At 53.8% G+C, this 25,697-nt stretch carries 27 protein-coding genes; 4 read left to right on the top strand and 23 right to left on the bottom strand.

Going from position 1 to position 25,697, the window contains the following annotated elements:
• Positions 1 to 24: 24 nt before the first annotated feature.
• Both rimI and PHC90_00280 read right to left on the bottom strand, forming a co-directional pair.
• Positions 25 to 480, bottom strand: coding sequence for a ribosomal protein S18-alanine N-acetyltransferase (gene rimI / locus PHC90_00285; protein ID MDD3844774.1), 456 nt, complete (start codon positions 478 to 480; stop codon positions 25 to 27).
• A 1-nt stretch (position 481) separates the two neighbouring features.
• The gene (locus tag PHC90_00280) at positions 482 to 1,108 is read right to left on the bottom strand and encodes a molybdenum cofactor guanylyltransferase (protein ID MDD3844773.1); all 627 of its coding nucleotides are present in this window, start codon (positions 1,106 to 1,108) and stop codon (positions 482 to 484) included.
• Between the two features lie 204 nt (positions 1,109 to 1,312).
• On the opposite strand from PHC90_00280, the gene PHC90_00275 reads away from it, so the two are divergent.
• A complete protein-coding gene (locus PHC90_00275; GenBank protein ID MDD3844772.1) occupies positions 1,313 to 1,780 on the top strand; it encodes a response regulator in 468 nt (155 codons plus the stop codon).
• Between the two features lie 299 nt (positions 1,781 to 2,079).
• On the opposite strand, the gene PHC90_00270 is transcribed toward PHC90_00275, so the two are convergent.
• Both PHC90_00270 and PHC90_00265 read right to left on the bottom strand, forming a co-directional pair.
• Positions 2,080 to 3,201, bottom strand: a complete 1,122-nt coding sequence (locus PHC90_00270) for a sodium ion-translocating decarboxylase subunit beta (GenBank protein MDD3844771.1) — start codon at positions 3,199 to 3,201, stop codon at positions 2,080 to 2,082.
• A gap of 3 nt (positions 3,202 to 3,204) precedes the next feature.
• Positions 3,205 to 3,345: an OadG family protein gene (locus PHC90_00265; GenBank protein MDD3844770.1), complete on the bottom strand. Its 141-nt coding sequence runs from the start codon at positions 3,343 to 3,345 to the stop codon at positions 3,205 to 3,207.
• A gap of 580 nt (positions 3,346 to 3,925) precedes the next feature.
• On the opposite strand from PHC90_00265, the gene PHC90_00260 reads away from it, so the two are divergent.
• Together PHC90_00260 and PHC90_00255 are read left to right on the top strand one after the other, a co-directional pair.
• The gene (locus PHC90_00260) at positions 3,926 to 4,402 is read left to right on the top strand and encodes a TRAP transporter small permease (protein MDD3844769.1); all 477 of its coding nucleotides are present in this window, start codon (positions 3,926 to 3,928) and stop codon (positions 4,400 to 4,402) included.
• The gene (locus PHC90_00255) at positions 4,399 to 5,709 is read left to right on the top strand and encodes a TRAP transporter large permease (protein MDD3844768.1); all 1,311 of its coding nucleotides are present in this window, start codon (positions 4,399 to 4,401) and stop codon (positions 5,707 to 5,709) included. Before PHC90_00260 ends, PHC90_00255 begins: the two co-directional genes overlap by 4 nt.
• Before the next feature lie 251 nt (positions 5,710 to 5,960).
• On the opposite strand, the gene PHC90_00250 is transcribed toward PHC90_00255, so the two are convergent.
• The 6 genes from PHC90_00250 to PHC90_00225 are packed head-to-tail and all read right to left on the bottom strand — an operon-like array spanning position 5,961 to position 10,701.
• Positions 5,961 to 6,413, bottom strand: coding sequence for an SRPBCC domain-containing protein (locus PHC90_00250; GenBank protein MDD3844767.1), 453 nt, complete (start codon positions 6,411 to 6,413; stop codon positions 5,961 to 5,963).
• Between the two features lie 53 nt (positions 6,414 to 6,466).
• On the bottom strand, positions 6,467 to 6,682 hold the full coding sequence (locus tag PHC90_00245; protein MDD3844766.1) for a hypothetical protein: 216 nt from the start codon (positions 6,680 to 6,682) through the stop codon (positions 6,467 to 6,469).
• Positions 6,683 to 6,711: 29 nt separating this feature from the next.
• Positions 6,712 to 8,997, bottom strand: a complete 2,286-nt coding sequence (locus PHC90_00240) for a molybdopterin-dependent oxidoreductase (GenBank protein MDD3844765.1) — start codon at positions 8,995 to 8,997, stop codon at positions 6,712 to 6,714.
• 1 nt (position 8,998) lies between these two features.
• Positions 8,999 to 9,484 (bottom strand): (2Fe-2S)-binding protein, encoded by a 486-nt coding sequence (locus PHC90_00235; GenBank protein MDD3844764.1) that lies wholly within the window; start codon positions 9,482 to 9,484, stop codon positions 8,999 to 9,001.
• Positions 9,485 to 9,495: 11 nt separating this feature from the next.
• Positions 9,496 to 10,368, bottom strand: coding sequence for a xanthine dehydrogenase family protein subunit M (locus PHC90_00230; protein ID MDD3844763.1), 873 nt, complete (start codon positions 10,366 to 10,368; stop codon positions 9,496 to 9,498).
• 57 nt (positions 10,369 to 10,425) lie between these two features.
• On the bottom strand, positions 10,426 to 10,701 hold the full coding sequence (locus PHC90_00225) for a hypothetical protein (GenBank protein ID MDD3844762.1): 276 nt from the start codon (positions 10,699 to 10,701) through the stop codon (positions 10,426 to 10,428).
• Positions 10,702 to 10,965: 264 nt separating this feature from the next.
• Between PHC90_00225 and PHC90_00220 the strand changes: the two genes are divergently transcribed.
• Positions 10,966 to 11,988 (top strand): TRAP transporter substrate-binding protein, encoded by a 1,023-nt coding sequence (locus PHC90_00220; protein MDD3844761.1) that lies wholly within the window; start codon positions 10,966 to 10,968, stop codon positions 11,986 to 11,988.
• A gap of 63 nt (positions 11,989 to 12,051) precedes the next feature.
• Here the strand turns inward: PHC90_00220 and hisH are convergent, their stop codons facing one another.
• The 13 genes from hisH to dnaA all read right to left on the bottom strand — a co-directional run bounded on the left by hisH (position 12,052) and on the right by dnaA (position 25,479).
• Complete coding sequence (hisH, locus tag PHC90_00215) at positions 12,052 to 12,660, bottom strand: imidazole glycerol phosphate synthase subunit HisH (protein MDD3844760.1); 609 nt, start codon at positions 12,658 to 12,660, stop codon at positions 12,052 to 12,054.
• Positions 12,661 to 13,245, bottom strand: a complete 585-nt coding sequence (gene hisB, locus PHC90_00210) for an imidazoleglycerol-phosphate dehydratase HisB (GenBank protein MDD3844759.1) — start codon at positions 13,243 to 13,245, stop codon at positions 12,661 to 12,663.
• Between the two features lie 10 nt (positions 13,246 to 13,255).
• Entirely contained in the window at positions 13,256 to 14,125 is an 870-nt protein-coding gene (hisG, locus tag PHC90_00205) for an ATP phosphoribosyltransferase (GenBank protein MDD3844758.1), read from the bottom strand.
• Complete coding sequence (gene hisD / locus PHC90_00200) at positions 14,122 to 15,399, bottom strand: histidinol dehydrogenase (protein MDD3844757.1); 1,278 nt, start codon at positions 15,397 to 15,399, stop codon at positions 14,122 to 14,124. Before hisD ends, hisG begins: the two co-directional genes overlap by 4 nt.
• Positions 15,380 to 16,654: a UDP-N-acetylglucosamine 1-carboxyvinyltransferase gene (murA, locus tag PHC90_00195; GenBank protein ID MDD3844756.1), complete on the bottom strand. Its 1,275-nt coding sequence runs from the start codon at positions 16,652 to 16,654 to the stop codon at positions 15,380 to 15,382. The genes hisD and murA overlap by 20 nt, the downstream gene beginning before the upstream one ends.
• Positions 16,647 to 17,465, bottom strand: a complete 819-nt coding sequence (gene prmC / locus PHC90_00190) for a peptide chain release factor N(5)-glutamine methyltransferase (protein MDD3844755.1) — start codon at positions 17,463 to 17,465, stop codon at positions 16,647 to 16,649. Before prmC ends, murA begins: the two co-directional genes overlap by 8 nt.
• Positions 17,466 to 17,471: 6 nt before the next feature.
• Entirely contained in the window at positions 17,472 to 18,536 is a 1,065-nt protein-coding gene (gene prfA / locus PHC90_00185; protein ID MDD3844754.1) for a peptide chain release factor 1, read from the bottom strand.
• The gene (gene rpmE, locus PHC90_00180; GenBank protein MDD3844753.1) at positions 18,536 to 18,742 is read right to left on the bottom strand and encodes a 50S ribosomal protein L31; all 207 of its coding nucleotides are present in this window, start codon (positions 18,740 to 18,742) and stop codon (positions 18,536 to 18,538) included. Before rpmE ends, prfA begins: the two co-directional genes overlap by 1 nt.
• Before the next feature lie 4 nt (positions 18,743 to 18,746).
• On the bottom strand, positions 18,747 to 20,000 hold the full coding sequence (gene rho, locus PHC90_00175; GenBank protein ID MDD3844752.1) for a transcription termination factor Rho: 1,254 nt from the start codon (positions 19,998 to 20,000) through the stop codon (positions 18,747 to 18,749).
• Positions 19,982 to 20,599 carry a dephospho-CoA kinase gene (gene coaE / locus PHC90_00170; protein ID MDD3844751.1) on the bottom strand — a complete coding sequence of 206 codons (618 nt, stop codon included), beginning with the start codon at positions 20,597 to 20,599 and terminating at the stop codon, positions 19,982 to 19,984. The genes rho and coaE overlap by 19 nt, the downstream gene beginning before the upstream one ends.
• Positions 20,596 to 22,956 carry a DNA topoisomerase (ATP-hydrolyzing) subunit B gene (gyrB, locus tag PHC90_00165; GenBank protein MDD3844750.1) on the bottom strand — a complete coding sequence of 787 codons (2,361 nt, stop codon included), beginning with the start codon at positions 22,954 to 22,956 and terminating at the stop codon, positions 20,596 to 20,598. Before gyrB ends, coaE begins: the two co-directional genes overlap by 4 nt.
• Positions 22,957 to 22,959: 3 nt before the next feature.
• Entirely contained in the window at positions 22,960 to 24,045 is a 1,086-nt protein-coding gene (gene dnaN / locus PHC90_00160; protein ID MDD3844749.1) for a DNA polymerase III subunit beta, read from the bottom strand.
• Positions 24,046 to 24,162: 117 nt separating this feature from the next.
• Positions 24,163 to 25,479 carry a chromosomal replication initiator protein DnaA gene (gene dnaA, locus PHC90_00155; protein ID MDD3844748.1) on the bottom strand — a complete coding sequence of 439 codons (1,317 nt, stop codon included), beginning with the start codon at positions 25,477 to 25,479 and terminating at the stop codon, positions 24,163 to 24,165.
• Positions 25,480 to 25,697 lie beyond the last annotated feature (218 nt).

The following is a 25,697-nucleotide window of genomic DNA, read 5'->3' as shown; positions in this document are numbered from 1 at the left end:
CAGCCGGCGCGCAACCCAAATCTCCTACAGCGACAGTCCCATCACAAGGGCGTCCTCACCGGTTTCACCGTAATACCCCTTGCGCCTTCCCACGGGCCGGAAACCCAGCTTCTCGTAAAGACCCCTGGCAGGCATGTTGCTTTCCCTCACCTCGAGAAAACACTCCTCGATGGAGTTCCTCCGGGCAGATGCCAGGACCCGGGACATCATATCGAACGCAAGGCCCCGACCGCGCCGGTCACGTTGGACCGCTATGTTCATGATGTGCATCTCATGGGCTGCGCAATAGGAGATGATGTATCCCGCGATCCGACCCGTCTCCTCTATGATGAGACTGTCGGCCACGGGCGAAGACAGGGTTTGTTCAAACATTCCCCGTGTCCAGGGGGAAAGAAAAGAGGTTCTTTCGATCTCGAGGACCCCGTCGATGTCCGCGGGGGTCATGTTCCGCATCGACACCTCTTTACTGCCGTCGGTCACGTCAGATCTCCCCTGCGTTGCCGCGGGCGAGCTCCTCCGGGGTGTTGATATTGGAAAAGACGAGGGAGCCTTTCTCGGTATAGAAACAGGGGCGGTCACTGACGGTCTTCACCGACACGTAGGGGAGGATGCCCGAAACCTTCAGCTGGTTCAAACCTATGAGACGCAGCAAGGGGGCGAGGCAGGACCGCGCGTACATGGCATGAAGAGGCTGGTAATAGCCTTCCGCCATGGGGATGGTGATGTCTTCTCCTCGCGCCTCGGCGACAATGCACCGTATGGCTTCGACGGAGAGGAACGGCATGTCGCAGGCAACCACAAAGACACGGGGCCTGGCGGAATGAATGAGCGCCGTTGCGATGCCCACCATGGGGCTCTGGATGGGGAGGATGTCCCTCACCAGCGGGGCGTCGACGCCTTCAATGGCGCCATGCACGGACGAGACGACCATGATGTCGTCGAACACTTCCCGCACCCGGTCGTACACCTCCTTGACCAGGGGGGCCCCGTGGAATTGTGCCGTTGCCTTGTCGCGCCCCATGCGCACGCTTCTTCCCCCTGCCAGTATGGCGCACCCGCAATTCATAGCAATCAATCTATCACCTTTGCTTTCCCCGGTAAAGGACATATCCTCTCCCTGACGTTCGCCCGCTGCAAGGCATTATGAGCTATTTCATTGTTCTTGCGGCCCCTTCGCAACCCGCAAAAGACTTGACTAATCCCATGAAAGCACGTATTTATGTACTAGCGGTTCCTGTCTGGAATGACATTATTGGTTGTCCGCCGGCAGCATCCGACTTTCGCCGTGAACGGCACACACGTGGAGGATTGTATGGAGAAATCATTGCTTGAGAATAAGCACATCCTGGCAGTGGACGACGAGGCCGACGTGCTCGGCGTTCTCCAGGAAGAGATAACCGATGCCTGCAAGAGTTGCACCTTCGACAAGGCGACGACCTACGAAGAGGCCATAAAAAAGATCGATTCCACGCATTACGACATCATTATCCTCGACATCATGGGCGTCAGGGGCTTTGAGCTTCTCGATGCCGCAACAAAAAAGGGCCTCAAGGTTGTCATGCTCACCGCCCATGCCCTGAACTCCGATGCGCTCAAGCGCTCTTTCGAGATGAAAGCCCGTTCCTATTTGCCCAAGGACAAGCTTGGTGAGATCGTCCCCTTTCTGGAGGACGTCTTAAGATACGATTTTACCCCCGGGTGGAAGCGACTTTTTGAAAAACTTGATAACTTTTTTGACCAGCAATTCGAGCCCGGCTGGAAAAACAAGATAAGTTATTAGAATAAACAGGTCATGGAAATAAAAAAACAGGGGTTTTTGCCCCTGTTTTTTTATCGTTAGTAAGTGGTGCGCCTTGCTTATTTTTTCTGTTCGCCCTTGATCGCTTCTTTCAGAAAAAGAAAGGTCGCGACCAAAGATACTGCAAGCACCAAAAGCAACATGAACAAATTATATCCGCTCATCGTTCACCTCTCTATCGCGTAATGTTCACTTCTGATCATAATCATGCCACATTCATCCACAAAACGCACCAGGTTTCTTGCAAGGCCCGGTGGTGGTATCCCGTCCTTGTCTTCGTCCTACTTCAGCAAAGACAGGAACATGCCTGCCGCAACAACTGTACCGATGACCCCGGCCACATTGGGCCCCATTGCGTGCATGAGGAGATGGTTCCTTGGGTCAGCCTGCTGACCCATTTTCTGGGATACCCGAGCCGCCATGGGAACAGCGGACACTCCCGCGGAGCCGATGAGCGGGTTTATCTTTTCCTTGAGGAAGAGGTTCATAAACTTTGCCAGCAAAATACCGCCAACGGTCGAAAAGGCAAAGGCCACAAGCCCGAGGATGAAGATGAAGATAGGTTGAGGCTTCAAGAAGACCTGGGCGGTCATTGTCGATCCCACCGCGATACCCAGTATTATTGTGACGATGTTGAGAAGCTCGTTCTGGGAGGTCTTCAGGAGGCGGTCGACAACCTTGCATTCCCTGAAAAGATTGCCCAGCATCAGAAGCCCGATGAGCGGTGCCGCCGGAGGTGTCAGGAGACAAATGACAATGGTGGCAACGATGGGAAAGATAAGCCGTTCCGTGCGCGACACCGGGCGGAGTTGTTTCATGCGTATCTTTCGCTCCTTTTCCGTCGTAAAGAGCTTCATGATGGGCGGCTGGATGAGTGGCACCATTGCCATGTAGGAGTAGGCCGCCACGGCCACCATGCCAAGCATGTGAGGCGCAAGAGCCGATGCCAGGTAGATGGATGTCGGGCCGTCCGCTCCACCGATGATGCCGATGCATCCGGCCTCCTGGAGGTTGAAATTGAAAAATATGGATCCGAAGAACGCTATATAGACACCCAACTGGGCGCTCGCACCAAGGAGCAGCGTCTTCGGGTTCGCTATCATCGGGCCGAAATCGGTCAGCGCCCCGACGCCAAGAAATATGAGGCAGGGGATTATCTCCGTCTCAAGGCCCCATTTGAAAAAGAGGTTTATGAGTTCCCCGGGGCCCGTCAGCGGCGCGAGGGGCAGGTTCACCAGAAAGATGGAAAACCCGATGGGAACGAGCAGGAGTGGCTCGAAATCATGTTTGATGGCCAGATAGAGAAAGAAAAAACCGATGAGCCACATGACAATGTGACCCCAGTACAGTTCGAGAAAACCGGTCTTGGTGATGACAACGTTGAAGAGGTCAAATGCGCCCATGTGCTATTTCCCTCCCTTTTTGCCGCCCGCCATGCGGGCAAAAAAACTCATCAGCTTCACGCTGAACGCGAGAACGATGAGCGTAATGAAAACAACAGAAAAACCGGTCACCGCCACCCGAAAAGCCTCTCCGTACAGACTCATTTCTCTCCTCCTCTTTTCAATTAATATTGAACTTGACGCTCAACCCGTTCCCGCCGGGATGCCTCACATAATCTGCACTATGTTTACAAAGCATCGATTGGAACAAGGTTTCGATAGATTGTCGGGGCGCGTTCGTGAATCTTGAGGCGTCGCGAACACCAGACAGTCACTTGCGTCACCGCGAGCATTATACGAAAAAACTTTTTCAAGCGCAACAGGTTAATTCAACATGAAAAAAGGAACCGTTGATCCCGCCGGGGGATGTTTCCGGGCCGCCCCCGACCCCACATCGGGGGCCAACCGTATGGGCCCGGGCGGGCCGACAGACCCGCGTACGTTATCGTTCATCATGGAGAATTATTGCGGCTTGATTCGTTCGTTCTAAGGGGGCATAATTGTTTGAATTCTGTTGACATCAAGAAATTGATTCAGGTAAAATTGCGACAATAAATAAGTATTGCAGATATCATCCGCAAAGCGTGAATAAATATCGTTCGTTTTTTTAGAAAAGTGGAAGATACACTAGGTAAGGTATTCGTTTACTATAGTGATTAGGTGATCTTGTTAGGGAGGTTCAACCATGAGTCTTTTCGAAAGAACGAAGAGCGTAAACCGAATTATTTTTCTTGTAGCTGGCTGGGCGCTGATGTTCATGATGCTGCTTACCGTCACGGACGTCATCATGCGGGAGTTCCAATTGCCCGTTATTGGAACGTACGAGCTTGTCGGCCTATCCGCCGTCGTTGTCATCGGGTTCTGTATCCCCTATACCACATCATTGAAGAGCCACATATCCGTCGATTTCTTCACCACAAAGCTCTCGGGGAAAACCCAAAAGGTTTTTTTGCTCCTCACAAGAATCCTTGCCATGGTGATATTTTTCCTCATAGCGTATAATCTGTTGCTGATGGCAAACGACCTCTACAAATCGGGAGAGGTGTCTTTGACCATCAAAATGCCCTTTTATCCCATAGCCATCGGAATAGGACTCTGCTGTTTCATGCAGACCTTTACCCTGATCGTTGACTTCATCACCGTAGCGAGGAAAAAATCATGAGCCCTGAACTTGTTGGTGTAATCGGAATTGTAGGTATGTTCGTTCTGTTCTTCATCGGGCTCGAGATAGGCTTTGCCATGGCCATCGTCGGGTTCATCGGGTTCTGGTACCTTACATCCTTGCCAGCCGCCACGAACCTTCTCGCGAAGGACATTTTCGATGTCTTTTCGTCTTATAGTTTGACGGTCATCCCGCTGTTTATTTTTATGGGTCAGCTCGCCGCCAACTCCGGTATAGGGAGAAGGCTTTTCGCGTCTGCACATCGGTTTGTCGGTCACATCCCCGGCGGCCTCGCCATGGCCACCGTCATCGGCTCCACCTTCTTCGGCGCCATATGTGGGTCCACAACCGCCACCGCCGCGACATTCTCAAGCGTCGCGGCCCCGGAGATGCGCAGGTACAATTACCACGACAAGCTTATCGGCGGTTCCATAGCATCCGCCGGAGGCATCGGCGTCATGATCCCCCCCAGCGTCGTCTTCATTGTCTATGGCATCTTTACCCAGCAATCCATCGGCACCCTGTTCGTCAGCGGCATTCTCCCGGGCATCATGATATGCCTCCTCTTTATACTTGCCATTTATCTCTGGTGTAAGAAGGATCCCTCTCTTGGGCCAACAGCCGTAAAATCGTCCTGGGGAGAAAGATTCCGGTCTCTTCCCGGCGCCATCGAGATAGTCATTATCTTCTTTGTTGTCATGGGCGGGATGATGAAGGGGTTTTTCACTCCCACAGAGGGTGGCGCCATCGGTGCCTTCGCCACGCTGGTCCTGACATTGATAACGCGCTCCATAGACCTCAAGGGGGTAGGCAAGTCCATCATTGAGGCTCTCGTTTCCTCCTGTATGATCATGGTCATCGTCGCAGGTGCCACCATTTTTGGCCACTTCCTTGCCATTTCCCGTATTCCCTTCACCGTGGCTGAGCTTGTCAGTTCCCTTCAGATCCCACCGGCTCTCGTCATGGCCCTCATCGTCTTCATGTACCTTGTAATGGGTTGCGTCCTCGACGCCCTGGCGCTTATCATCCTCACCGTGCCGATCTTCTATCCCGTCGTGACCCAGCTCGGCTTTAACCCCATATGGTTCGGCGTTGTTACCGTCGTCGTCCTTATGATGGGCATCATTACCCCTCCCGTCGGCATGAACAGTTACGTCGTATCCGGCGTGGCGAAGATTCCCCTCAGGGACGTCTTCGCCGGCATCTGGGTCTTCCTCGGCGCCCTCTGTGTCGCGGCCATTCTACTCATTCTTATTCCCGACATTGCCCTTATTCTTCCCAGAATGCTTGGCATGAGCGGGGTGTAATCTCTTTCTGCCCCACTTGATAATATTAATTAAGGGCCCGCCGAATTCATTCGGTGGGCCCTTTCCTTTCCTCGGTCATTCATCCATGCCATGCCGCCCGAGTCTCGGCAACCCCCGTCCCGGCCGCCAACTAACGCCCCTTGCCAACGTCACCTGCCGCACATGTGGAGAAAACAAACCTGGGGGCATAAAAAAAGGGTTTCCGCCGAGGCGGAAACCCTTTTCAGGATTTCTTTCTATTTATCCTGCCATCACACGATGCTTTCTAGTTTCTCCTGAAGGTTCTTGGTGAATTGCTTTTCCGTGTCCTTCGCCTTCGCCCTCATGATCCTGTCGCCGAACATCGCGAGCTTGCCCACAATGTTAACGTCCGTCTTGTAGGCGACCTCAACTTCACCGTTGCCCTTCTCTGTCAGGTCAACAACGCTTTTCTGCTTGAAGTGGCCAAGCTTGGTCATGTCTTCGCCCTCGCCCTCGATCTCGATGTGTGTCGGCTTGTTAACGACGGTCATCTTATTCACAAACTTCAGCGTTGCCTTGATGGGGCCGACCTTCTGTTTCACGATACACTCATATGACGTGTCATCGATCATCTTCACCGACTCTGCGCCGGGAAGGCAGGTAAGGATGGTATCCGGTTTCAGCAGGAAATCGAAAAGCTTGTCGATTGGTGCTTTCAGAGTAAAACCGCCCTCTATGATCATGGATCTTCCTCCTTATGTTTAAGTATGGAACCCCCGGGGGGGTTTCCTGATTCTTACAGCTTGTCCTGTGCTTTCTCTATGAGATCTGACAGAATCTCGTAGCTCTTATTGCCCGCTTCGGTGGTCTGCGCGAGAAGAAGCTCGATGTACGAGTGACCCTGTGATTCGATCCATGCCCTGTGCGCCTTGTCGCCGGTGCCGAACATATGGCGTGCCACCTGCTTGCTGCTTGGCCATTCCTTTTTGCATGCTGGACATTTAAAGCTCACGGTAAACCTCCTTAATTATCTTTATATAACTATTTCTGGGCTTCCTGTTCCTTCTTCTCCCTGAGTGCCGTGCGAATCCTTTCGGGAGTTAGGGGTAGTTCTTTCATCTGGATTCCCATTGCATTGAATACCGCGTTGCCGAGCGCGGCCGCTGTCGGGTTCGTGAGGCCTTCGCCTGCCTCTTTTGCCCCGTACGGTCCTTCGGGTTCATAGGTGTCGATCTCGATGATGTCGGTCTTCGGCATCTCGGGCGCCTTAATAACCTTGTAGTCAACGAGGTTCGGGTTCATCATCTTGCCATCTTCGAAGGGCATGTCTTCCAGGTACGCGTAGCCGAGTGCCATGGAGGCGGCACCTTCGAGCTGGCCGATAAGCCCCAGCGGATTGATGGGCTGGCCGCAGTCGTGGGCGGTCATAACTTCGTGGATCTTGATCTTGCCGGTCTCGGGGTCGATCTCGGCGTCTACCGCCTGCATCATGTAGCTGTATGCGGGGGATATCATGCCTTTTCTGTGCGGCGTGTAGTAGCCGCGGCCCATGATGCGCTGGCCGTCTTTTCCGCGAAGCGCCTTTTTAACGAGATCACCGTAGGGCAGGCCCCTTTCCGGGCGCGCGACGATGTGTACCCACCTGTCCTTGATGTCCAGGTCATAGACGATGTTAATGCCCATCTCGGCGTAGGCAAACTCGAGGAGCTGTTTCTTTGCGTCTTCGCATGCCATCTTTACCGCGTTGCCTGCCATGAGGGTCTGCCTCGAGCCCCAAGCACCCAGGTCTGCGGGGCAGTGATCGGTGTCGCCGGAGTGGACCTTTATATCCTCTATCTTGACTCCCAGGGTCTCTGCCGCGATAATCGCCATCGTGGTGTTGGAGCCCTGACCGATGTCCTGGCAACCGACATGAAGCTCGACCGTTCCGTCAACGTTGATGGTTACAACGGCGGAGGAGAATGAATAGGGTGAGTCGAACCAGTTGAAGATACCGCCTGACATGAAACCGCAGGAGGATATACCGATGCCCCTGTTGGCGGGCAGTTTGCCTTTTGCCTTGACCCACTTCTCGATCTCGTTGATGCACTGTTCGAGACCGCAGCTTGCGATGAATGCCTGGCCCGGGACTTCGTAGCCCTCCGTATGGCCGTTCTTTCTTCTTACTTCAAAGGGGTCGAGGCCGAGGTCGGCACACATCCAGTCGATCTGCTGCTCGGAGCAGAACATGGCCTGGGGCGCACCGAAACCACGCATCGATGTCGACGGCATGGTGTTCGTGTAAACCCGGTAACCATCATAGCGGTAGCTTTTCCATTTGTAGGGGAACGAGTGGAAGAAACCCGACAGGTAGAGGGCTGTTGCGCCCATGCCGGTGTATGCACCTCCGTTGGAGAACATGCGGGATTCGCGGGCGCAGAAGGTGCCGTCTTTTTTCATGCCAGTGCGGACATAATAGAACATGGGGGTCCGTCTCTTCGAGGCGATGAAGTCCTCTTCGCGGGTAAGGACGATCTTAACGGGCTTGTGGAGTTTCATCGAGAGGACACCGCTGCAGAACTGCGCTGAGTCGATCTCGAACTTGCCGCCGAAACCGCCGCCGACGTACGGCGCCAAGATGCGGACATCGCCCTCGCGAAGGCCGAAGACGCCTGCCAGAAGCCCCTGATGATAGTAGGCCGATTGCGTGGAGGTCCATACCGTCAATTTTCCCTCGGGCGTAAAGCTCGACACGGCGGCGCGGGTTTCCATGCACATGTGGTGCTGGCCGGAACACTTGAACCAGTCTTCTCTGATGTAGTCGGCCTCCTCAAATCCCTCATCGGCATCGCCCCATTCGATATGGCGGGTGACATTGACATTTCTTTCTACGCCCTCGTGGATCGTGGGGGCGTCTTTCTTTATGGCTTCCAGGGGTTCGTAGACGGCGGGGAGCACTTCATATTCCACGTCGATCAGATCGAGTGCGGCTTCCGCGATCTCTTCCGTCACCGCGGCGACTGCCGCAACAGGCTCACCGATGTAGCGGACCTTCTCCAGCGGGAGGATCTGCTCGTCGCAAAGCTCTTCATAGCGTCTCCAGATACCCTGCTTGATGCCGAGGGTGTCCTTGCCGGTCACAACCGCATGCACACCGGGGAGCTCCATGGCCCTGGACGTATCGATATTGACAATCTTCGCGTGGGGATGGGGGCTGCGGAGGATCTTTCCGTAAAGCATGCCGGGGAGTGTGACGTCAAATGTGTACGTTGCCCGGCCCGTGACCTTCGCAATGCCATCTATATTATGAACCGGTGTATTGATGACTGAAAATTTCTTGTGACTCATATCACTCCTCCTTATATTTGCCCTGGGCAACGGCGTCAATGGCCCTTACAATGCTATTATATCCCGTGCACCGGCAGATATTGCCTTCGATGCTTTCCCGTATCTCTTCCTCGGTGGGTTTCTTGCCCGCCAGATCATCCAGAAACGCCGTTGAAGACATCAGCATCCCCGGCGTGCAGAACCCACACTGGTAGGAACCGTTATCAAGAAAAGCCCTCTGAATCGGGCTCAACTTGCCATGCTTTTCCAAACCTTCAACGGTTGAAACCTCCATGCCTTCACACTGGATGGCAAGGACGGAGCAAGACTTTACGGACATGCCGTTCACAAGAACCGTGCATGCACCACAGGAAACGGTGTCGCAACCCCTCTTGGTGCCGGTGAGGCCGATGTGATCTCTGATCGCTTCCGCAAGCAATGTTTTTGGATGTATAAGGATTTCGTATTCATCACCATTAACTTTAAAAGTCAGTACCTGTTTTTTCATATTTCTCCTCCTTAGGCGGCCTTCTGGGCTTGTTCAAAGGCCTTTTTCAGCATCCTCTTGGTGAGAACGCCCAGAACATGCCTTCTATGCTCTTCAGACGCGTGAATGTCGGCAACGGGCTGTGATTCCTCTGAGGCGATCTGGCCGGCCTCGGCAAACAACTTCTCGTCGAGCTTCTTGCCTTTTAGGAGGTCTTCGGCCTTCGTCACCCGAAGCGGAGTAGGCCCGGCATTGCCGAGAACGATGCGGGCTTCCTTGCAGGTGCCGTCGGCGTTGAGCGTCACCGACGCGGCGGCGGCAACGATACCCATGTCGCTGTCAAGGAGGTTGAACTTCTGATAGGCGCAGCCGAACTTCGGCGCCGGAGCCGGGACGTGCACCTCGAGAACAAGGTCGCCGTGCTCCATCTTCGTTTCGAAGTAATCAACAAAGAACTCGTCGAGGGGCACAGTCTTGTCGCCGCTGGAGTTGCCGAACTTGATCTCGGCGTTGAGCGCGATGAGAACGGGGCCGGGGTCGCCAGCGGGGTCGGCGTGGGCGAGATTTCCGCCTATGGTTCCCCAATTGCGGGTCTGGATGGAGGCGAGCTTCTGCTCCATCGCAACGAGAACGGGGTATTTCTTCCCGATAACATCTGATTTCTCGATTTCTCGATGGGTGGTCGTTGCGCCTAATCTGAGGCCATCCTTGTCGTCGAACTTGATATAGTTCAAGTCTTTCACGTGTTTGATGTCCAGAAGGTATTCGGGGGCAAGCATGCCTTGCCTCAAGACAATCAACAGGGACTGGCCGCCGCAGATGACTTTACAGTCATCGTGTTCCGCGTACATGGCAAGCGCTTCTTTCAGGCTTGCAGGCTTCAGGTAATGAAAATCGTTGATCATAATCCTCTCTCCTTTCTATTGATTCTTTTTCTTTAACAGTCGATCCGATCGTCCGGTTCAGTGGCTTTTCAAGGCGGCAAATTCCTTCTCAATCACATATTCCTCGAAATTGTTTATACACTGCGAGCCGACCTCTATTTTTTCAGGCATTCCGAAAGTCCTGTCGTTGTTGGTCTTCGCTTCGGCCGCCTTGAGCTCTCTGATGCGCTCGGGGTCGAATGACGTTCCCCGGTAGTTCTCTGAATAGCACAAATTGTAGTGCCGGCCGCGGTAGATGCCGCATTCGATGCAAGCGGTTCCGGAGATGGGACATAGTATTTTGTGTTTGGCCATATATGACACCTCATGAGGAAAGTAATAATAACCTAAAAAGCGTTTTGTCGCAAAATTATTGCGGATATTTGTAAAAAAGTCAAGTCCATTTTTTACCATAATAAACGTATGTCTATATCGCATAATATTGCAGGGTTTTCCGTGACAACCTTTGTTCACGTCACCGAACGCTGTGTTCGGCGAGCGTGGTTTCTTTTGCAATTGTGTTGACAAACCCCGCACCCTTTTATATAAAGAGATAAAATAATACTTCAGGAGGGGTTTATGAAACGGTTTTTCGGGGTAAAGTTGTTGCTTTTGGTGTTCTTTGTCGCCACCTGTCTTTTCGCCGTGCCCCACATGGCATCCGCACAGAAGGCGGTTTCGTTGAATTTCTCAAACTTCTTCCCTGCCACGCACAAGAACAGCATTCTTGCACAGGCCTGGTGTAAAGAGGTCGAGAAAAGGGCCGCCGGTAAGGTCAAAATCACTTACTTCCCCGGCGCTGCGTTGACACCCGCCGCACAGACCTACGACAATGTCGTCAAGGGTATAGCCGACATCGGCGAGAGCTGCTTCGCTTATACAAGGGGCAAATTTCCCATGCTGGAGACCGTAGACCTTCCTCTCGGCTACAAGAGTGGTGTCCAGGCTACAAATTTGATCAATGCATACTATGCGAAGTTTAATCCAAAGGAACTTTCTGATGTGAAGGTGCTTTTCCTCCATGCTCACGGCCCCGGCATCCTCCTCAGCAAGAAACCCGTTAGCAAGCTGGCAGACATCAAAGGCATGAAGATCCGCGCAACCGGCCTTGCCGCCAAAGTTGTCCAGGCATTGGGCGGCGCACCCGTCGGAACAACCATGCCTGAAACCTATGACGCTCTTCGCACGGGCGTTGCCGATGCCGCCATGGCACCTGTTGAAGCCGCTCATGGCTGGAAATGGGGCGAAGTTATAAAGAGCATAACCCAGAACTTCGGTTCCGCTTACACAACCGGCATGTTCGTCGTCATGAACAAGGCCAAATGGAACTCCCTGCCGCCTGACGTTAAGAAGGTTATGGAAGAAGTGAGCAAAGAGTGGATCGTGAAACAAGGTAAGGTCTGGGACGAGATCGACAAAGAAGGTTATGACTTCTCTAAAAAGAGGGGCAATAAGGTCGTCACGCTCAGCAAAGAGGAAGATGCCAAATGGGCAAAGGCCGTTCGCCCGCTTCTCGACGAACACGCGAAGCTCTTGAAATCCAAGGGTCTTCCTGGCGACGAAGCCGTCAAGTTCGCCGTTGATTTCCTCAAGAAAAACTAGTAATTGAAATTAACCACGAAAGGGCTCCCGAAAAGGGAGCCCTTTTTTTGTCCAACGGCTCTCTTAGCTGTTTGCGAGATCCAGAAAATTCTTGAGCAGTCTCAGGCCTACCCCCTGGCTCTTCTCGGGATGAAACTGGCACGCGAAGAGGTTTCCTTGTTCCACGGAAGACGAAAAGGGGCCGTCATAGTCGGTGGTCGTGGCAATGACAGACCTGTCGTCGGGGGCGCAGTAATAGGAATGAACAAAATAGAAGAAGTCGCCGGAGCGTATGCCCTTGAGCATTGGGCCCTTCTTCAGGGTGGCGATGCTGTTCCAGCCCATGTGGGGGATCTTCACGGTGCCGGTGAAGCGGGGCACGGTGCCCTTGATGATGCCAAGGCCCCCGACTCCCGGCGTCTCCTCGCTTGATTCGAAAAGTATCTGCATACCGAGGCATATGCCGAGATATCTCTTGCCCTTGCGGATGTGTTCCTTGATGACGGAGGCGAGACCCTTTTTTTCGAGGTTCTCCATGCATCTGCCGAAGGCTCCCACGCCGGGCAACACAATGGTGGAGGCGTCTTCAACGGACCGGGGGTCGCCGGAGACGGCGACCTCGGCGCCAAGCTTCGAAAAGGCATTGAGGACGCTCTTCAGGTTGCCCATTCCGTAATCGACAACGACAATCACTTAGAGCACGCCTTTCGTGCTGAGCACGCCTTTTATGCGATCATCCCTCTCAACGGCGGCTCTGAGCGCCCGCGCGAAGGATTTGAAGACTGCCTCCACTTTGTGGTGGAGGTTGCTTCCATAGAGAAGGTTGACATGGAGGGTCACCTTTGCCTCGTTCACGAAGGCCTGGAGGAACTCCTTCACCACGTCTACGTCGAACCCTCCCGTTCTTCCCTGGAGGCGTCCCTTAAGGACAAAGGCGGGGCGTCCCGAGACATCGACGGCCGTCATGCAGAGCGCCTCGTCCATGGGGACCAGGGCGTTGCCGTAGCGTTTTATCCCTTCCATGCCGCCGAGCGCCTCCCTGAGGGCCTTGCCCATGGCAATCCCCACGTCCTCGACCGTGTGGTGGTTGTCCACATCGGTGTCTCCCTTTGCCGTCACGGCGAGGTCGAAGAGGCCGTGCTTCGCAAATAGATCGAGCATGTGGTCGAAGAAGGGTATTCCCGTGGCGATCTCATATTCGCCCGCCCCGTCGAGATCCCAGGATATGGAGATCGTCGTCTCTTTGGTGGTCCTTTCCACTTCAGCCTTTCTCGCCATGTCCCCCCCCTTACACGATAACCTTGTTCAGAGGATATTCCACGATCCCCTGTGCCCCGGCCCGTTTCAGATCGGGGATGATGTCCCTGACGACCTTTTCGTCGATGATAACCTCGATGGCCACCCATTTGTCGTCGGAAAGGTTCGACACCGTCGGCGTGTGCAGGGAAGGAAGTATCTCCGTGACCCTGCCAAGCTTATTCCTGGGGATGTTCATCTTGAGCCCCACCTTCTCTTCGGCAAGAAGCGCTCCCTTCAAAAGGATGACGAGATTCTCCATCTTCCTCTTTTTCCAGGGGTCTTTCCAGGCGCTCCTGTTCGCGATGAGAACGGTTTCCGATTCGAGAATGGTTTCCACTATCCTGAGGTTGTTGGCAACAAGAGAGGCCCCCGTCTCGGTCACCTCGACGATGGCGTCGGCGAGAAGCGGGGGCTTGACCTCCGTGGCGCCCCAGGAGAACTCGACCGAGGCTTCGATGCCCTGTTTCCTGAGGTACCTCTTCGTGAACCCCACGAGCTCCGTGGCTATTTTTTTTCCCTGAAGGTCCTTCACTTTCTTGATGGGCGAATTGTTCGGCACAGCCACCACCCATTTAACGCCCCGGAAACCGACCTTGCCGTAGCGAAGGCGAACAAGCTCGACTACCTTTGCGTCCTGCTCCATGACCCAGTCGGCACCGGTTATTCCCATGTCGAGGATGCCATTCTCCACGTATCGGGCCATTTCCTGCGCCCGAATGACGAGCCCTTCCATTTCGCTGTCGTCCATGATGGGAACATAGGAGCGTTCCCGGAGCTTGATGGTATACCCGGCGTTCTTGAAAAGTTTGAATGTCGATTCCTGGAGGCTGCCCTTGGGCAGGCCGATCTTCAGTTTCATGGGAGCTCCTTTCGTGCCTTTATTGCATCGGCATGCGCCGGCAGACCCTCTATCCTCGCGAGCTGTTCAGCGCGGTCGCCATATGTTTCGATGAAGGTCCGGTCTATTTTAACAACAACCTTCCGCTTTGTAAACCGGTCGACGGAAAGCCCTCCGGTAAACCGTCCTGCCCCGGCCGTGGGAAGGACGTGGTTCGTACCGATATAATAGTCGCCCATGGCAACGGGGGTGTGGGGGCCGACATAGATAATGCCTGGATAAAGGAGGGAAGAAACGCAGCCCTCATCACCTATGAGCTCCATGTGTTCCGGAGCTATCCGGTTTATCGCCTCGACGGCGAGGGCAAGGTCAGTAAAATGCACCATGTACCCGTTCGCCTCAAGCGCCCTTCCGATGGTTTCCCTGCGCGTGGCCGCATCGATAAGGCCTTCGATGCATTGCCCGACCTCACCGAGGTGCTCCCGGGAAGAGGAGAAGAGCCCCACAGACGCCAGTTCGTCGTGCTCGGCCTGAGAGAACATGTCGAGGGCCACTGTTTTCGGCGAGTGGGCCTCGGTGCAAAGTATGACGAGCTCCGTCGGCCCGGCAAGCATATCAATGCCGACAGATCCATAGACATCCCTCTTGGCCTCCTCCACATAGGCATTCCCCGGTCCGACTATCATGTCCACCTTCGGCACCGAACCTGTCCCGTAAGCAAAGGCGTACACGGCCTGAGCCCCTCCGATGCGGTAGATATCTCTGATACCGAGGAGCTTTGCCGCCGCGGCAACATGGTCGTTAACGGCGCCTCCCGGCCCCGGGGTGGCCACATATATCTTTTTCACGCCCGCTATTTGTGCTGGCAGCGCCCCCATGATCAGCGACGAAGGGTAGGATGCCGTCCCTCCGGGAACATAGACCATGACGCTTTCGACGGGCACGGGGCCTTCCTCGACGAGGAGGCCCTTCTTTTTGAAGACCCGCTTCGGCATCTTCTGTCCTTTATGGTAGGAGGCGACGTTCCTGATCATCCCCTTGAGGATGGTGAGATCTTTCCGGGGTACCCGCGAGGCCGCCTCGTCCAGCTCTTCGCCGGTCAGCTTCAGCGGGTGTTCTCCGCCCCAGCGGTCCCATGCCATGGAAAAATCTATGAGCGCCCTGTCGCCGCGCGCAAGAACCGCCTCCTTTATCTTAGAAACCGCCTCACGAACATCACGCTTCTTACCTTCCCTGCCGGTCTTGACAAAGGATATGAGGCTGTCGTACTCGTCATCAAGCTCCCATATTTTCATCTTTCACCCTTTCGATCCTGGCGCCGAGGTTCTTCAGCTTCTCCTCTATGCGCTCGTAGCCCCGGTCAATGTGGTATATGCGGGAAACCTCGGTCTTGCCGTAGGCGGCAAGGCCCGCGATAATGAGCGATGCGCTTGCCCTCAAATCCGTGGCCATCACCTTCGCGCCCGATATGGATTCGACGCCGTGGATAATGGCCGTGTTGCCGACCACCCTGATGTCGGCCCCCATCCGTCGAAGCTCGGCGGCGTGCATCATCCTGTTCTCGAATATGGTCTCCGTTATGGCGCTCACCCCCCTGGAGGTCGTCATGGCCGCCATGAGCTGGGCCTGCATGTCCGTCGGAAAACCCGGATAAGGCACGGTCGTGATGTCCACGGCCAACGGCCGCTTTTTCGACATGGACGCCTTGATCGTCCTTCCGTCGGAAGATATCTCCATGCCCGTTTCCGTGAGCTTGTCGATCACGGCCTTTATGTGTTCGGGCGTGCAGTTCTCGAGAACGATGTTTCCCCGCGTCATACCGCAGGCGGCAAGGAACGTTCCTGCCTCGATCCTGTCCTCTATGACATCCCAGTCGCAGGGGGTAAGTTCGCCTACGCCCCGTATCCGTATAACGGGTGTTCCCTCGCCGTCGATGCGGGCTCCCATCTTCTTGAGCATCCTCGCAAGGTCGACCACTTCGGGTTCGCGGGCGGCATTCTCTATGAGCGTCTCCCCTTTGGCGAATACGGCGGCCATGAGGAGGTTCTCCGTCCCGCCGACGGTCACCGTGTCGAAGACGATGCGGGCTCCCTTAAGCTTTTTTGCCGTGACGTCGACATACCCTTCCCGTATCGCCACATCGCACCCCAGTGCGGACAAGCCTTTCAGGTGGAGATCGATGGGTCTCTCCCCTATGGCACATCCCCCGGGATAGGACACGGTCGCTTTCCTGAGGCCGCCGATGAGCGCCCCCAGAACGAGGACGGACGCCCTCATCTTCTTGACGAGCTCGTAGGGCGCCACATGGTTCTCCACCCCGGAGCTGTCTATATCTATGGTGTGCTCGTCTTGCCAGACACACCTGGCGCCGAGGAGGTCGAGAAGCTTCATCATCGTGGCGACGTCCATGAGACGGGGCACGTTTCCTATCCTGTAGGCGCCCTTCTGAAGCACCGTGGCCGCGAGAACGGGCAGAACGGCGTTTTTCGAACCGCTTATCCGAACCTTCCCCTTGAGCCTCTCTCCGCCTTCTATAATGAACTTATCCATGTCCTGCCAGCACCCTTTCCCTGCCTGAATAGTCTTTTCTTACGCTGAGGCGCAACCCTGCCCCTTCGAGCATGCCCCCGACAGCGGCCGCTTGCCGCGCGGAACCAATCTCGAGAAGGACGTGGCCTCCCGGCGCGAGGCGCCCGGGCACTTCGGCGGCGATGCGCCGGTATACCTCCAGCCCGCCTTTCCCGCCGCAAAGAGCGCATCGAGGCTCAAAGTCCCTTACGTCCGCCATGAGACCATCCCACTCGTCGTCGGCCACATAGGGGGGATTCGACAGGATCATGTCGAACCGCGTCCCTCCGTGCAGGGCACCGAAAAGATCGCTACAGACAAATCGCGTCCCGCGCGCCACCCCCATGGACAAGGCGTTTATGCGCGCCACCGCCAGGGCCGCCTCGGATATGTCGACACACACAACCCTGTTGCCGGTGTGTTTGGCAATGATGATCCCGATCGCGCCGGAACCCGTGCCCATGTCGAGGATGGAGAGACCTTTTCTGTTGCCGATGATAGCAAGCGCTTCTTCCACGAGAACCTCCGTTTCGGGCCTGGGTATCAGCACGGCCTCATTGACGGAAAAGGTCTCGGAAAAGAACTCCCGCACCCCCGTTATGTATGCCAGGGGCCTGCCCGCGCTGCGCTCATCGAGGACCCTTCGCACAGAACGAAGGCTTTCTTCGTTCATCTCGCGGTCCATGTGGCAGAAGACCTGCTCCTTCGTGAGGTTGCAGGCAAGGCAGATCGCCGCAACGACATCCGTTCTGGATAGACCCTTCTCCCCGGTGATGATCTGGCTGATCCTCAATGTCGTTTACCCTTTTCTGAGCGTTTCCGAGCGGAAATGTGCGGTTACGGGACCCGTTATCTCTTCGATGTTCCCGTTCAGAATATCCTGAAGTTTGTACAGGGTGAGGCCGATCCTGTGGTCGGTGACGCGTCCCTGGGGGAAATTATAGGTCCTGATGCGCTCGCTGCGCTCGCCCGTGCCCACCTGCTTTCGCCGCTCGTCGGAGATCTCCTGTTCCTTTTCCCCTTCCAGCTTTTCCTTGATCCTGGCCCGAAGGACACGCATGGCCTTTGCCTTGTTCTTATGCTGCGACTTTTCGTCCTGACACGTGACCACCGTCCCCGTCGGTATGTGGGTAAGCCTCACCGCCGAATCCGTGGTGTTCACGTGCTGCCCGCCGGGTCCGCTGGAGCGGAAAAGATCGACGCGTATCTCGTCGGGATTGATGTTTATTTCAAGTTCTTCCGGCTCGGGGAGGACGGCAACGGTGATCGTCGAGGTGTGGATCCTTCCCTGGGCTTCCGTCTCGGGCACCCTCTGGACGCGATGGACGCCGCTCTCGTAGCGCAGGGCATTGAAGGCGTCCTTTCCCTCGATGACAACGATAACTTCCTTCAACCCGCCCAGGTCGGAGGGGCTTGAACTCATGATCTCCGCCTTCCACTTCATGCGCTCGGCGAATTTCATGTAGGAGGCGAAAAGGTCCCGCGCGAAGAGCGCCGCCTCCTCTCCTCCGGTGCCGGCCCGTATCTCGAGAAACATGCTTTTGGCCTGTTTCTCCGTCTTTCTCAGGAGGCTATCCGTAAGGACCCCTTCGATCCTTTCCATCTCCTTCGCGAGTTCGGTAAGCTCTTCCCGCGCAAGATCCTTCATCTCTTCGTCCGGCTCATGCCTTAGGAGTTCCGATGTCTTCTCGTGCTCGACGCATGCCGCCTTCCACTGGCGATAGGCGTCGACGATCTCCTTGAGATCGGTCCGCTCCTTCGCAAGCTTCCTGTACTCCTCCATGTTGGAAAGGATTTCGGGCCTTACCATGTCCGCTTCGATCTCCTCGAAGCGTTTTTCAAGCTCAGCGAGTTTGCCGAACATTACTTCTGTTTCTTTCCGTACTTCCTTTCGAACTTCTCGACCTGGCCGGCGGAATCAAGGCGCTTTTCCTTGCCCGTGAAGATGGGGTGGCACTTGGCGCATATTTCGACGCTGATCTTGTCCCTGACGGAAATGGTCTCGAAGGTGTGGCCGCAGGCGCACTTCACCGTCGCTGTTTTCAATTCCGGGTGGATGCCCTTTTTCATGTTCTTATCCTCCTTTGCTCATCGAATAGAGAAAGTCTTTATTAGAATCCGTATCGGCCAATTTTTCAAGGAGAAACTCCATGGCCTCCACCGTGTTCATTGGCTGGAGCACCTTTCTCAAAAGCCAGATGCGCTGCAGGTCGCTCGGCCCGAGGAGCAGCTCTTCTTTTCTGGTGCCCGATTTGTTGATGTCTATGGCGGGGAATATCCTCTTCTCCGCCAGTTTCCTGTCGAGGTAGATCTCGCAGTTGCCCGTTCCCTTGAACTCTTCGAAGATGACCTCGTCCATTCGTGAGCCCGTGTCGATGAGGGCGGTGGCGATGATGGTCAGGCTTCCCCCCTCTTCGATGTTCTTGGCGGCCCCGAAGAAGCGTCTCGGTTTCTGCATGGCCGACGCGTCAATGCCGCCGGAGAGTATCTTGCCGCTCGAGGGAACCACCGTGTTGTAGGCCCGGGCGAGACGGGTGATGCTGTCGAGAAGGATGACGACATCTTTCTTGTGCTCCACGAGTCTCTTCGCCTTCTCGATGACAATCTCGGCAACCTGGACGTGCCTCGTTGCGGGTTCATCAAAGGTGGAGCTTATGACCTCGCCCTTGACGGAGCGCATCATGTCCGTAACTTCCTCCGGCCGCTCGTCGATGAGAAGAACGATGAGATAGATCTCTTTGTGGTTCTTCGTCAGGCTGTTGGCTATGGCCTGAAGGAGCATGGTCTTCCCTGTCCTCGGCGGCGCGACGATGAGCCCGCGCTGTCCCTTCCCTATGGGCGTGAAGAGGTCCATCACCCTTGTTGAGAGGCTGTCGTGGAGTGTCTCGAGCTGCGCCCTCTCGTTTGGGTATATGGGCGTGAGGTTGTCAAAGATGATCTTGTCCCGCACGACGCTGGGGTCGTCGAAATTTATGGACTCCACCTTGAGAAGGGCAAAATACTTCTCGTTGTCCTTCGGCGGCCGTATCTGGCCCGACGTCGTGTCCCCGGTCCTGAGGCCGAACTTCTTTATCTGCGAGGGTGAAACGTATATGTCGTCGGGGCCGGGAAGGTAGTTCGAGTCCGTGGACCTCAAGAAGCCGAAGCCTTCGGACAGTATCTCGAGAACCCCCTCTCCATATACGTTTTCGTTCTTATCTACATATGCCTGCAGGATGGCGAATATGAGCTCCTGTTTTCTCAGTCCCGAGGCGTTCTCGATGTTGAGATCCCGCGCTATCTGCGTTAATTCTCCGATTTTCTTGCTTTTTAGGTCGTTGAGGTGCATCGAGTTCTTACCTCCCATTCGTTAATCCTTTCCAGAAGATCCTCGATATTCTTGTCGAGGTCCTCTCTCGTTCCGTTATTGAACAACACATAGTCAGCTGCATTTTCTTTCTCCTGAAGCGGTATCTGGTGAGATATCCGTTTTTCTATATCGTCGGGGGCCATACCCCGTATCTTTAGTCTTTCGCGAATGACGTCCATGTCAGCGGTGACAACAACGGTCTTGTCGAGTTCCCTGTGAAGGCCCGTTTCAAAAAGCAGGGGTCCGTCGACAACGACCGCCCTCGTCCCTGCCTCGGCGAGCTCCCCCACTATCTGCCAGAGCTGCGCCCTTACCCGGGGGTGAATTATCTGTTCGAGCTTGCGCAGCCTTTCTTTGTCCGTGAAGACGGTGTCCCGCAGCCTTTCCACGATAACCTCGCCGCCCACGATAAACCCGCTTCCCAGCTGTCGCTCTATCTGCTCGTGAACCTCTGTGAGAGTGAGTGTTCTCCTGGCCAGAAAATCAAGGTCTATTACCGGAATGCCCTTGTTCTTCAGGGCCGTGGAGGCCGTCGTCTTTCCGCTGCCGATGATCCCGGTTATGCCGATGGTTATCATATGTCGAGGTTTCTGACGCTCAGGGCGTTCTCCTCGATAAAAGCTCTCCGCATCTCAATATTGTTGCCCATGAGGACCGTGAAGGCGTTGTCGGCGGCAACGGTGTCTTCCATTGTTACCTTCACGAGCTTTCTTCTTTCGGGATTCATCGTTGTTTCCCAGAGCTGCTCGGCGTTCATCTCGCCAAGGCCTTTGTATCTCTGAATATTGATCGCTTCTTTTCCCTTGTCCAAGACGTATTTAAGGAACTCATCGGGGTTCATGATGAGCGGCGGCTTGTTCCCTTCCGTGACACGCACCCCTTCCTCGTAGAAGCTTCTCACTGCGGCATAAGCCCTGTGAGCTTCGACGTAGTCGCCGACGGTGCACATTTCGTATTCTACGCGGATCGTTTTTCCCTTTCCGTTGCGGGGTTCAACCTCGACAAGGAAGAGGTTGTGCTCCCGATCCCTGATCATCTTGCAGCGGTATCCCGCCGGTGTCAGATGGGAAACGAGTTGCTCCAGTTTTGCCTCGTCCTGAAAATCTTCCCTCTTTGCTATGTCGAAACGCATCAGTCCGATGGACACGTCGCGGTCAATTCCGTCCTGATAGGAGTTGCGCACGTAGCTCTCCACGATCTTTATCTTTTCCACCCTCTCGGCGAGCTCGGGACCCTCCTGTGTCGAACCATTCACGGCGCAACGGGTCTTCTCCACGCCCCGTTGGGTTATGGTGCGTTCAAACTCGTCTTCGTCCTTTGCATAGGTCTCCTTGCCGCCAGCCTTTATCTTGTAAAGCGGTGGCTGGGCAATGAAAAGGTGCCCCTCGGAGATAAGATCCGCCATCTGGCGATAGAAAAAGGTGAGAAGGAGCGTCCGGATGTGGGAGCCGTCCACGTCCGCATCGGTCATGATGATGACCTTGTGGTAGCGCAACCGGCCCCTGCTCTCGGGGCCTATGCCCAGGGCAAGATACATGTTGCGTATCTCCTGATTCGTCAACACTTTTTCCTGCCTGGATTTTTCAACGTTCAGAATCTTGCCTCTCAGGGGCAGGATGGCCTGGGTTTTCCTGTTCCGCCCCTGCTTGGCCGAGCCGCCCGCGGAATCGCCCTCGACGATGAAAAGTTCACACTGTGCGGGATCGCTTTCCTGGCAATCAGCCAGTTTCCCCGGGAGCACGCCGTTCTCGATAAGGCTTTTGCTCTTCACGAGGTCTTTCGCCTTCTTTGCGGCTTCCCGGGCACGCCGCGCCTCCACCGCCTTGCCGATGATCGCCTTGGCGATCTGGGGGTTCAGCTCAAGATACTCGCTTATCTTCTCGTTCAACAGGGATTCGACGACACCCTTTATCTCGCTGTTGCCAAGTTTTGTTTTCGTCTGTCCCTCGAACTGCGGGTTCTGGACCTTTATGTTAATCACCGCGACGAGGCCTTCCTTAATGTCATCACCGCTGAGATTTTCCTTGATCTTACCCTGCATGTTGTTCTGTATGAAACCGTTGACGCACCTGGTGAGGGCCCCGCGGAAGCCCGTAACGTGTGTTCCGCCCTCCTTGGTGTTAACGTTGTTGACAAAGCTGTATATGTTCTCGTTATAACCATCGTTATATTGGATCGCGACCTCAAGGAGGTCAAGGGTCTCTTTCGAGTTTGTAACATACATCGGCTCATCAAAAAGGACGGTCTTGCTTGCGTTAAGGTATTTTACAAAAGACCGAATCCCGCCCTCATGCTTGAAATCCTGTTTTCTTCCCCGTCTCTCGTCGTTAAGGATGATATGGATGCCGTTGTTAAGAAAAGATATTTCCCTCATCCTGTGGGCCAGGGTATCGTAGCTGTATTCCGTTGTCTCAAATATTGTGCCATCTGCTTTGAACTTGACTTTTGTGCCCGTGCTTTCCGTGTCGCCGATGACGGAAAGATCGTTCATCCTGTTGCCCTTTTCGTAACGCTGAAAATAGACCTGCCCGGCTCTTTTCACCTCTATTTCGAGGTATTCGGACAGGGCGTTGACAACGGAGAGTCCCACTCCGTGCAGGCCTGCTGAGTAACGGTATGTATCCTTGTCGAACTTACCCCCCGCATGCAGCTTCGTGAGGACGACCTCGAGGGCCGACATGTTCTCCTCCGCATGCATGGCAACGGGTATGCCCCTGCCGTTATCCTCAACGGTGACGCTGTTATCGCGGTGGATCGTTATTGCTATCCTGTTGCAGTATCCCTCCAGCGCCTCGTCCACGCTGTTGTCCACGAGTTCATAAATGAGGTGGTGCAAACCCTCAACGTTGGTATTTCCGATGTACATCGACGGCACTTTTCTGACAGCGTCGAGGCCGCCGAGGATTTTTATACTTTCTGCTCCGTATTCACCCATTTGTCATATCCTTATCGGCATTACTATATTTTTGTAACCCTCCATGTCCTTTGACCTGAACAGGACGGCTCCGTAGGCTTTTGGCGCTGCTATCGTTACCTCATCACTTGCAAGATGGGTCACCACATCTATAAGGAACTTTACGTTAAAATTCATTGTCGTTTCTTCGCCTTCATATTTCATCCCGATGATCTCTTTTGCCCTGCCGATGTCTGATTCGGCTTCTATCGTCATTGTGTTGTCTGCAAAGGTTATCTTCACCGGCTCCGATCTCCCGATAATAGATGAAACCTTCTTGAGCCCGCGGAAGAGGGATTCCCGTTCAACCTCAGCTATATTTGTATTGCCCGAAGGGAGGACATTTTCATAGTCGGGAAAATTTCCCTCTATTATGCGCGATATGATCTTTATCTTTTCCGTGCTGAACTGCACATGTTTCTCATCAATGACTATCCTGACCTCTTCGTTCTCTCCTATTGCTCTTTCCACTTCCGCAACCGACCTTTTTGGAATGGTCATGCCCTGGAAGGAATTAAGACCATCGATCTCTTTCTGATAAAGGGCCATGCGAAAGCCGTCCGTCCCCACCACGGCCACCTTGCCATCCTGACCCCTCATATACATGCCTGTCAGTATGTAACGCGTTTCGTCAACAGAAACAGCAAATTCCACCTTGTCTATCATTTCGAGGAGGATGCTGCCCGGAATTGTAAATTCTTCTTTACCCGTTATCTCCTTTGTTTCGGGAAATTCCTCCGGGTCCTGAAGACTCAGCGAGATCTCCGTCATCTTCTGCCGGATGGTCATAACATTGTCTTCAAAAATGAACTCTATTTCCGCATTGTCCAGTTCCTTGAGTATTTCGAGAAATTTTCTCCCATGGACAACGACTTTTCTCTCCACATCGGTCGTAAAATCTATATACGTGATTGCGCTCACCTCAAGGTCCGTGGAATACACGGTGGTTCTTTCCTTACCAAAATCGATGAGAATGTTGGAAAGAATGGGCATAAGGGACCTTTTTTCCGTTATTGACACGATCTTGGATATTGGCTGCAGGATTGTGTTCTTATCTAGTACTATCTTCATATATTAACTCCTCATAACAGATAAGTGGTGTTGAAATGTTGAAAAATTTGCAACCAACGGACTTTACAGAATTAATCGGATACAGACATTGTTTAAAAAACCACGGCAACTGTTGAATCATGTTGACTTTAGTTTGTGGATGATCTTTTCAACAGCATTTTTCAACTCCTTTTTAACATTTAGTTCACCATCTATCTTTTTTATGGAATGGAGCACCGTGGCGTGGTCCTTTCCACCGAATTTCTGCCCGATGCTGACAAGTGAAGAATCTGTCATCTTCCTCGACAGGTACATCGCCACCTGGCGGGGCATCATGATGGACCTTATTCTCTTACCTGACCTTATATCGCCCGTGGTGACGGAAAAATGGGAACACACCTCCTTAACGATCATATCAATGGTGATTTCCTTATTTTTTTCCTTAATAATGTGGCTCATGATCCGTTTTACCAGATCCGTTGTGATAGATGTGTTGTTGAGTGAAGCATACGCTCCAACGCGGATTAAAGTGCCTTCCAGGGAACGAATGGAGTCCTCCGAGTTGTTGGCTATGAAAAACGCAACATCGAGAGGAAGATCTATCTTTTCGGCTTCGGCCTTTTTGTTAAGGATAGCAACCTTCGTTTCTATGTCAGGCAACTGTATGTCTGCGACCAGCCCCCACTCGAAGCGGGACTTCAGGCGTTCCTCAAAATTCTCTATGTCTCTCGGAAATTTGTCGCTTGTGACGACTATCTGTTTCATATTGTCATAAAGGGTATTGAACGTATGGAAGAACTCCGCCTGTGTCCTTTCCTTGCCGGCGATGAACTGTATATCATCAATGAGAATGATATCCATTTTGCGGAATCTGTTGCGAAAGTCCTCCATTTTTTCATATCGTATGGAATTGATGAGTTCGTTGGTAAAGGTTTCCGCCGTGATATAACATATGCGCTCAGGGTTTATGGTTCCATGCCTGACAAGAAAATTGCCGACCGCATTGAGCAGGTGTGTCTTGCCGAGGCCAACACCCCCATATATGAAAAGGGGATTATAGGTCTTTCCGGGGTTGGTCGATACCGCAAGGCATGCGGCGTTGGCAAACTGGTTGCTCGTGCCGACAACGAAGTTTTCAAAGGTGTACTTCGGATTGAACTGGCTGTAATTCGCCGATCTCCTGATAATAACCTTCTTCTTCTCCTCGATTTTTTCATCACGATTGAGCACGTATTCTATCCTGATATCCCCCTTGGTGACGTCCTTAAGAAGGCTGATGATGATGGGCTCGAAGTTTTCCGACACCCAGTCACGGAAGAAGGCATTGGGTACACCTATGCGACAATTCTGGTTCTGAAGATCGATGAAGCTCAGGGGCTCTATCCAGGTCTTGAAGCTGTCCTCACTGACAATCGAGGCAATCTTAGGCTTTATTTGTGAAAGGATATCGGACATGGTATGGATTTTTTCAACAACTTTTCAACATATGTGGAAAACTACTAGTACCTCAAGGGCATAGAATCAACTCTAGTGTGACTGAGAATCTTGTCAATGGTAATGTGCCGGGTAGCTTGTTTCAAGTCTACAGGACATTTCTGCCCAAGTCAACAATTTTTAGTCGGCGGGCGCCGCCGGGTGTCCACAATTCCGCATCCTCAGGAATGCCCCGGCGC

Source organism: Syntrophorhabdaceae bacterium (assembly GCA_028698615.1).
Lineage (GTDB): Bacteria > Desulfobacterota > Syntrophorhabdia > Syntrophorhabdales > Syntrophorhabdaceae > Delta-02.
This window is presented reverse-complemented; position numbering and strand designations above follow the sequence as displayed.

What these genes read in the sequence shown, in the direction of transcription:
- PHC90_00280 (MDD3844773.1), bottom strand. Translation starts at nt 1,108, where the DNA reads ATGTCCTTTACCGGGGAAAGCAAAGGTGATAGATTGATTGCTATGAAT.
- PHC90_00275 (MDD3844772.1), top strand. Translation starts at nt 1,313, where the DNA reads ATGGAGAAATCATTGCTTGAGAATAAGCACATCCTGGCAGTGGACGAC.
- PHC90_00270 (MDD3844771.1), bottom strand. Translation starts at nt 3,201, where the DNA reads ATGGGCGCATTTGACCTCTTCAACGTTGTCATCACCAAGACCGGTTTT.
- PHC90_00265 (MDD3844770.1), bottom strand. Translation starts at nt 3,345, where the DNA reads ATGAGTCTGTACGGAGAGGCTTTTCGGGTGGCGGTGACCGGTTTTTCT.
- PHC90_00260 (MDD3844769.1), top strand. Translation starts at nt 3,926, where the DNA reads ATGAGTCTTTTCGAAAGAACGAAGAGCGTAAACCGAATTATTTTTCTT.
- PHC90_00255 (MDD3844768.1), top strand. Translation starts at nt 4,399, where the DNA reads ATGAGCCCTGAACTTGTTGGTGTAATCGGAATTGTAGGTATGTTCGTT.
- PHC90_00250 (MDD3844767.1), bottom strand. Translation starts at nt 6,413, where the DNA reads ATGATCATAGAGGGCGGTTTTACTCTGAAAGCACCAATCGACAAGCTT.
- PHC90_00240 (MDD3844765.1), bottom strand. Translation starts at nt 8,997, where the DNA reads ATGAGTCACAAGAAATTTTCAGTCATCAATACACCGGTTCATAATATA.
- PHC90_00235 (MDD3844764.1), bottom strand. Translation starts at nt 9,484, where the DNA reads ATGAAAAAACAGGTACTGACTTTTAAAGTTAATGGTGATGAATACGAA.
- PHC90_00230 (MDD3844763.1), bottom strand. Translation starts at nt 10,368, where the DNA reads ATGATCAACGATTTTCATTACCTGAAGCCTGCAAGCCTGAAAGAAGCG.
- PHC90_00225 (MDD3844762.1), bottom strand. Translation starts at nt 10,701, where the DNA reads ATGGCCAAACACAAAATACTATGTCCCATCTCCGGAACCGCTTGCATC.
- PHC90_00220 (MDD3844761.1), top strand. Translation starts at nt 10,966, where the DNA reads ATGAAACGGTTTTTCGGGGTAAAGTTGTTGCTTTTGGTGTTCTTTGTC.
- hisB (MDD3844759.1), bottom strand. Translation starts at nt 13,245, where the DNA reads ATGGCGAGAAAGGCTGAAGTGGAAAGGACCACCAAAGAGACGACGATC.
- hisG (MDD3844758.1), bottom strand. Translation starts at nt 14,125, where the DNA reads ATGAAACTGAAGATCGGCCTGCCCAAGGGCAGCCTCCAGGAATCGACA.
- hisD (MDD3844757.1), bottom strand. Translation starts at nt 15,399, where the DNA reads ATGAAAATATGGGAGCTTGATGACGAGTACGACAGCCTCATATCCTTT.
- murA (MDD3844756.1), bottom strand. Translation starts at nt 16,654, where the DNA reads ATGGATAAGTTCATTATAGAAGGCGGAGAGAGGCTCAAGGGGAAGGTT.
- prfA (MDD3844754.1), bottom strand. Translation starts at nt 18,536, where the DNA reads ATGTTCGGCAAACTCGCTGAGCTTGAAAAACGCTTCGAGGAGATCGAA.
- rpmE (MDD3844753.1), bottom strand. Translation starts at nt 18,742, where the DNA reads ATGAAAAAGGGCATCCACCCGGAATTGAAAACAGCGACGGTGAAGTGC.
- rho (MDD3844752.1), bottom strand. Translation starts at nt 20,000, where the DNA reads ATGCACCTCAACGACCTAAAAAGCAAGAAAATCGGAGAATTAACGCAG.
- coaE (MDD3844751.1), bottom strand. Translation starts at nt 20,599, where the DNA reads ATGATAACCATCGGCATAACCGGGATCATCGGCAGCGGAAAGACGACG.
- gyrB (MDD3844750.1), bottom strand. Translation starts at nt 22,956, where the DNA reads ATGGGTGAATACGGAGCAGAAAGTATAAAAATCCTCGGCGGCCTCGAC.
- dnaN (MDD3844749.1), bottom strand. Translation starts at nt 24,045, where the DNA reads ATGAAGATAGTACTAGATAAGAACACAATCCTGCAGCCAATATCCAAG.
- dnaA (MDD3844748.1), bottom strand. Translation starts at nt 25,479, where the DNA reads ATGTCCGATATCCTTTCACAAATAAAGCCTAAGATTGCCTCGATTGTC.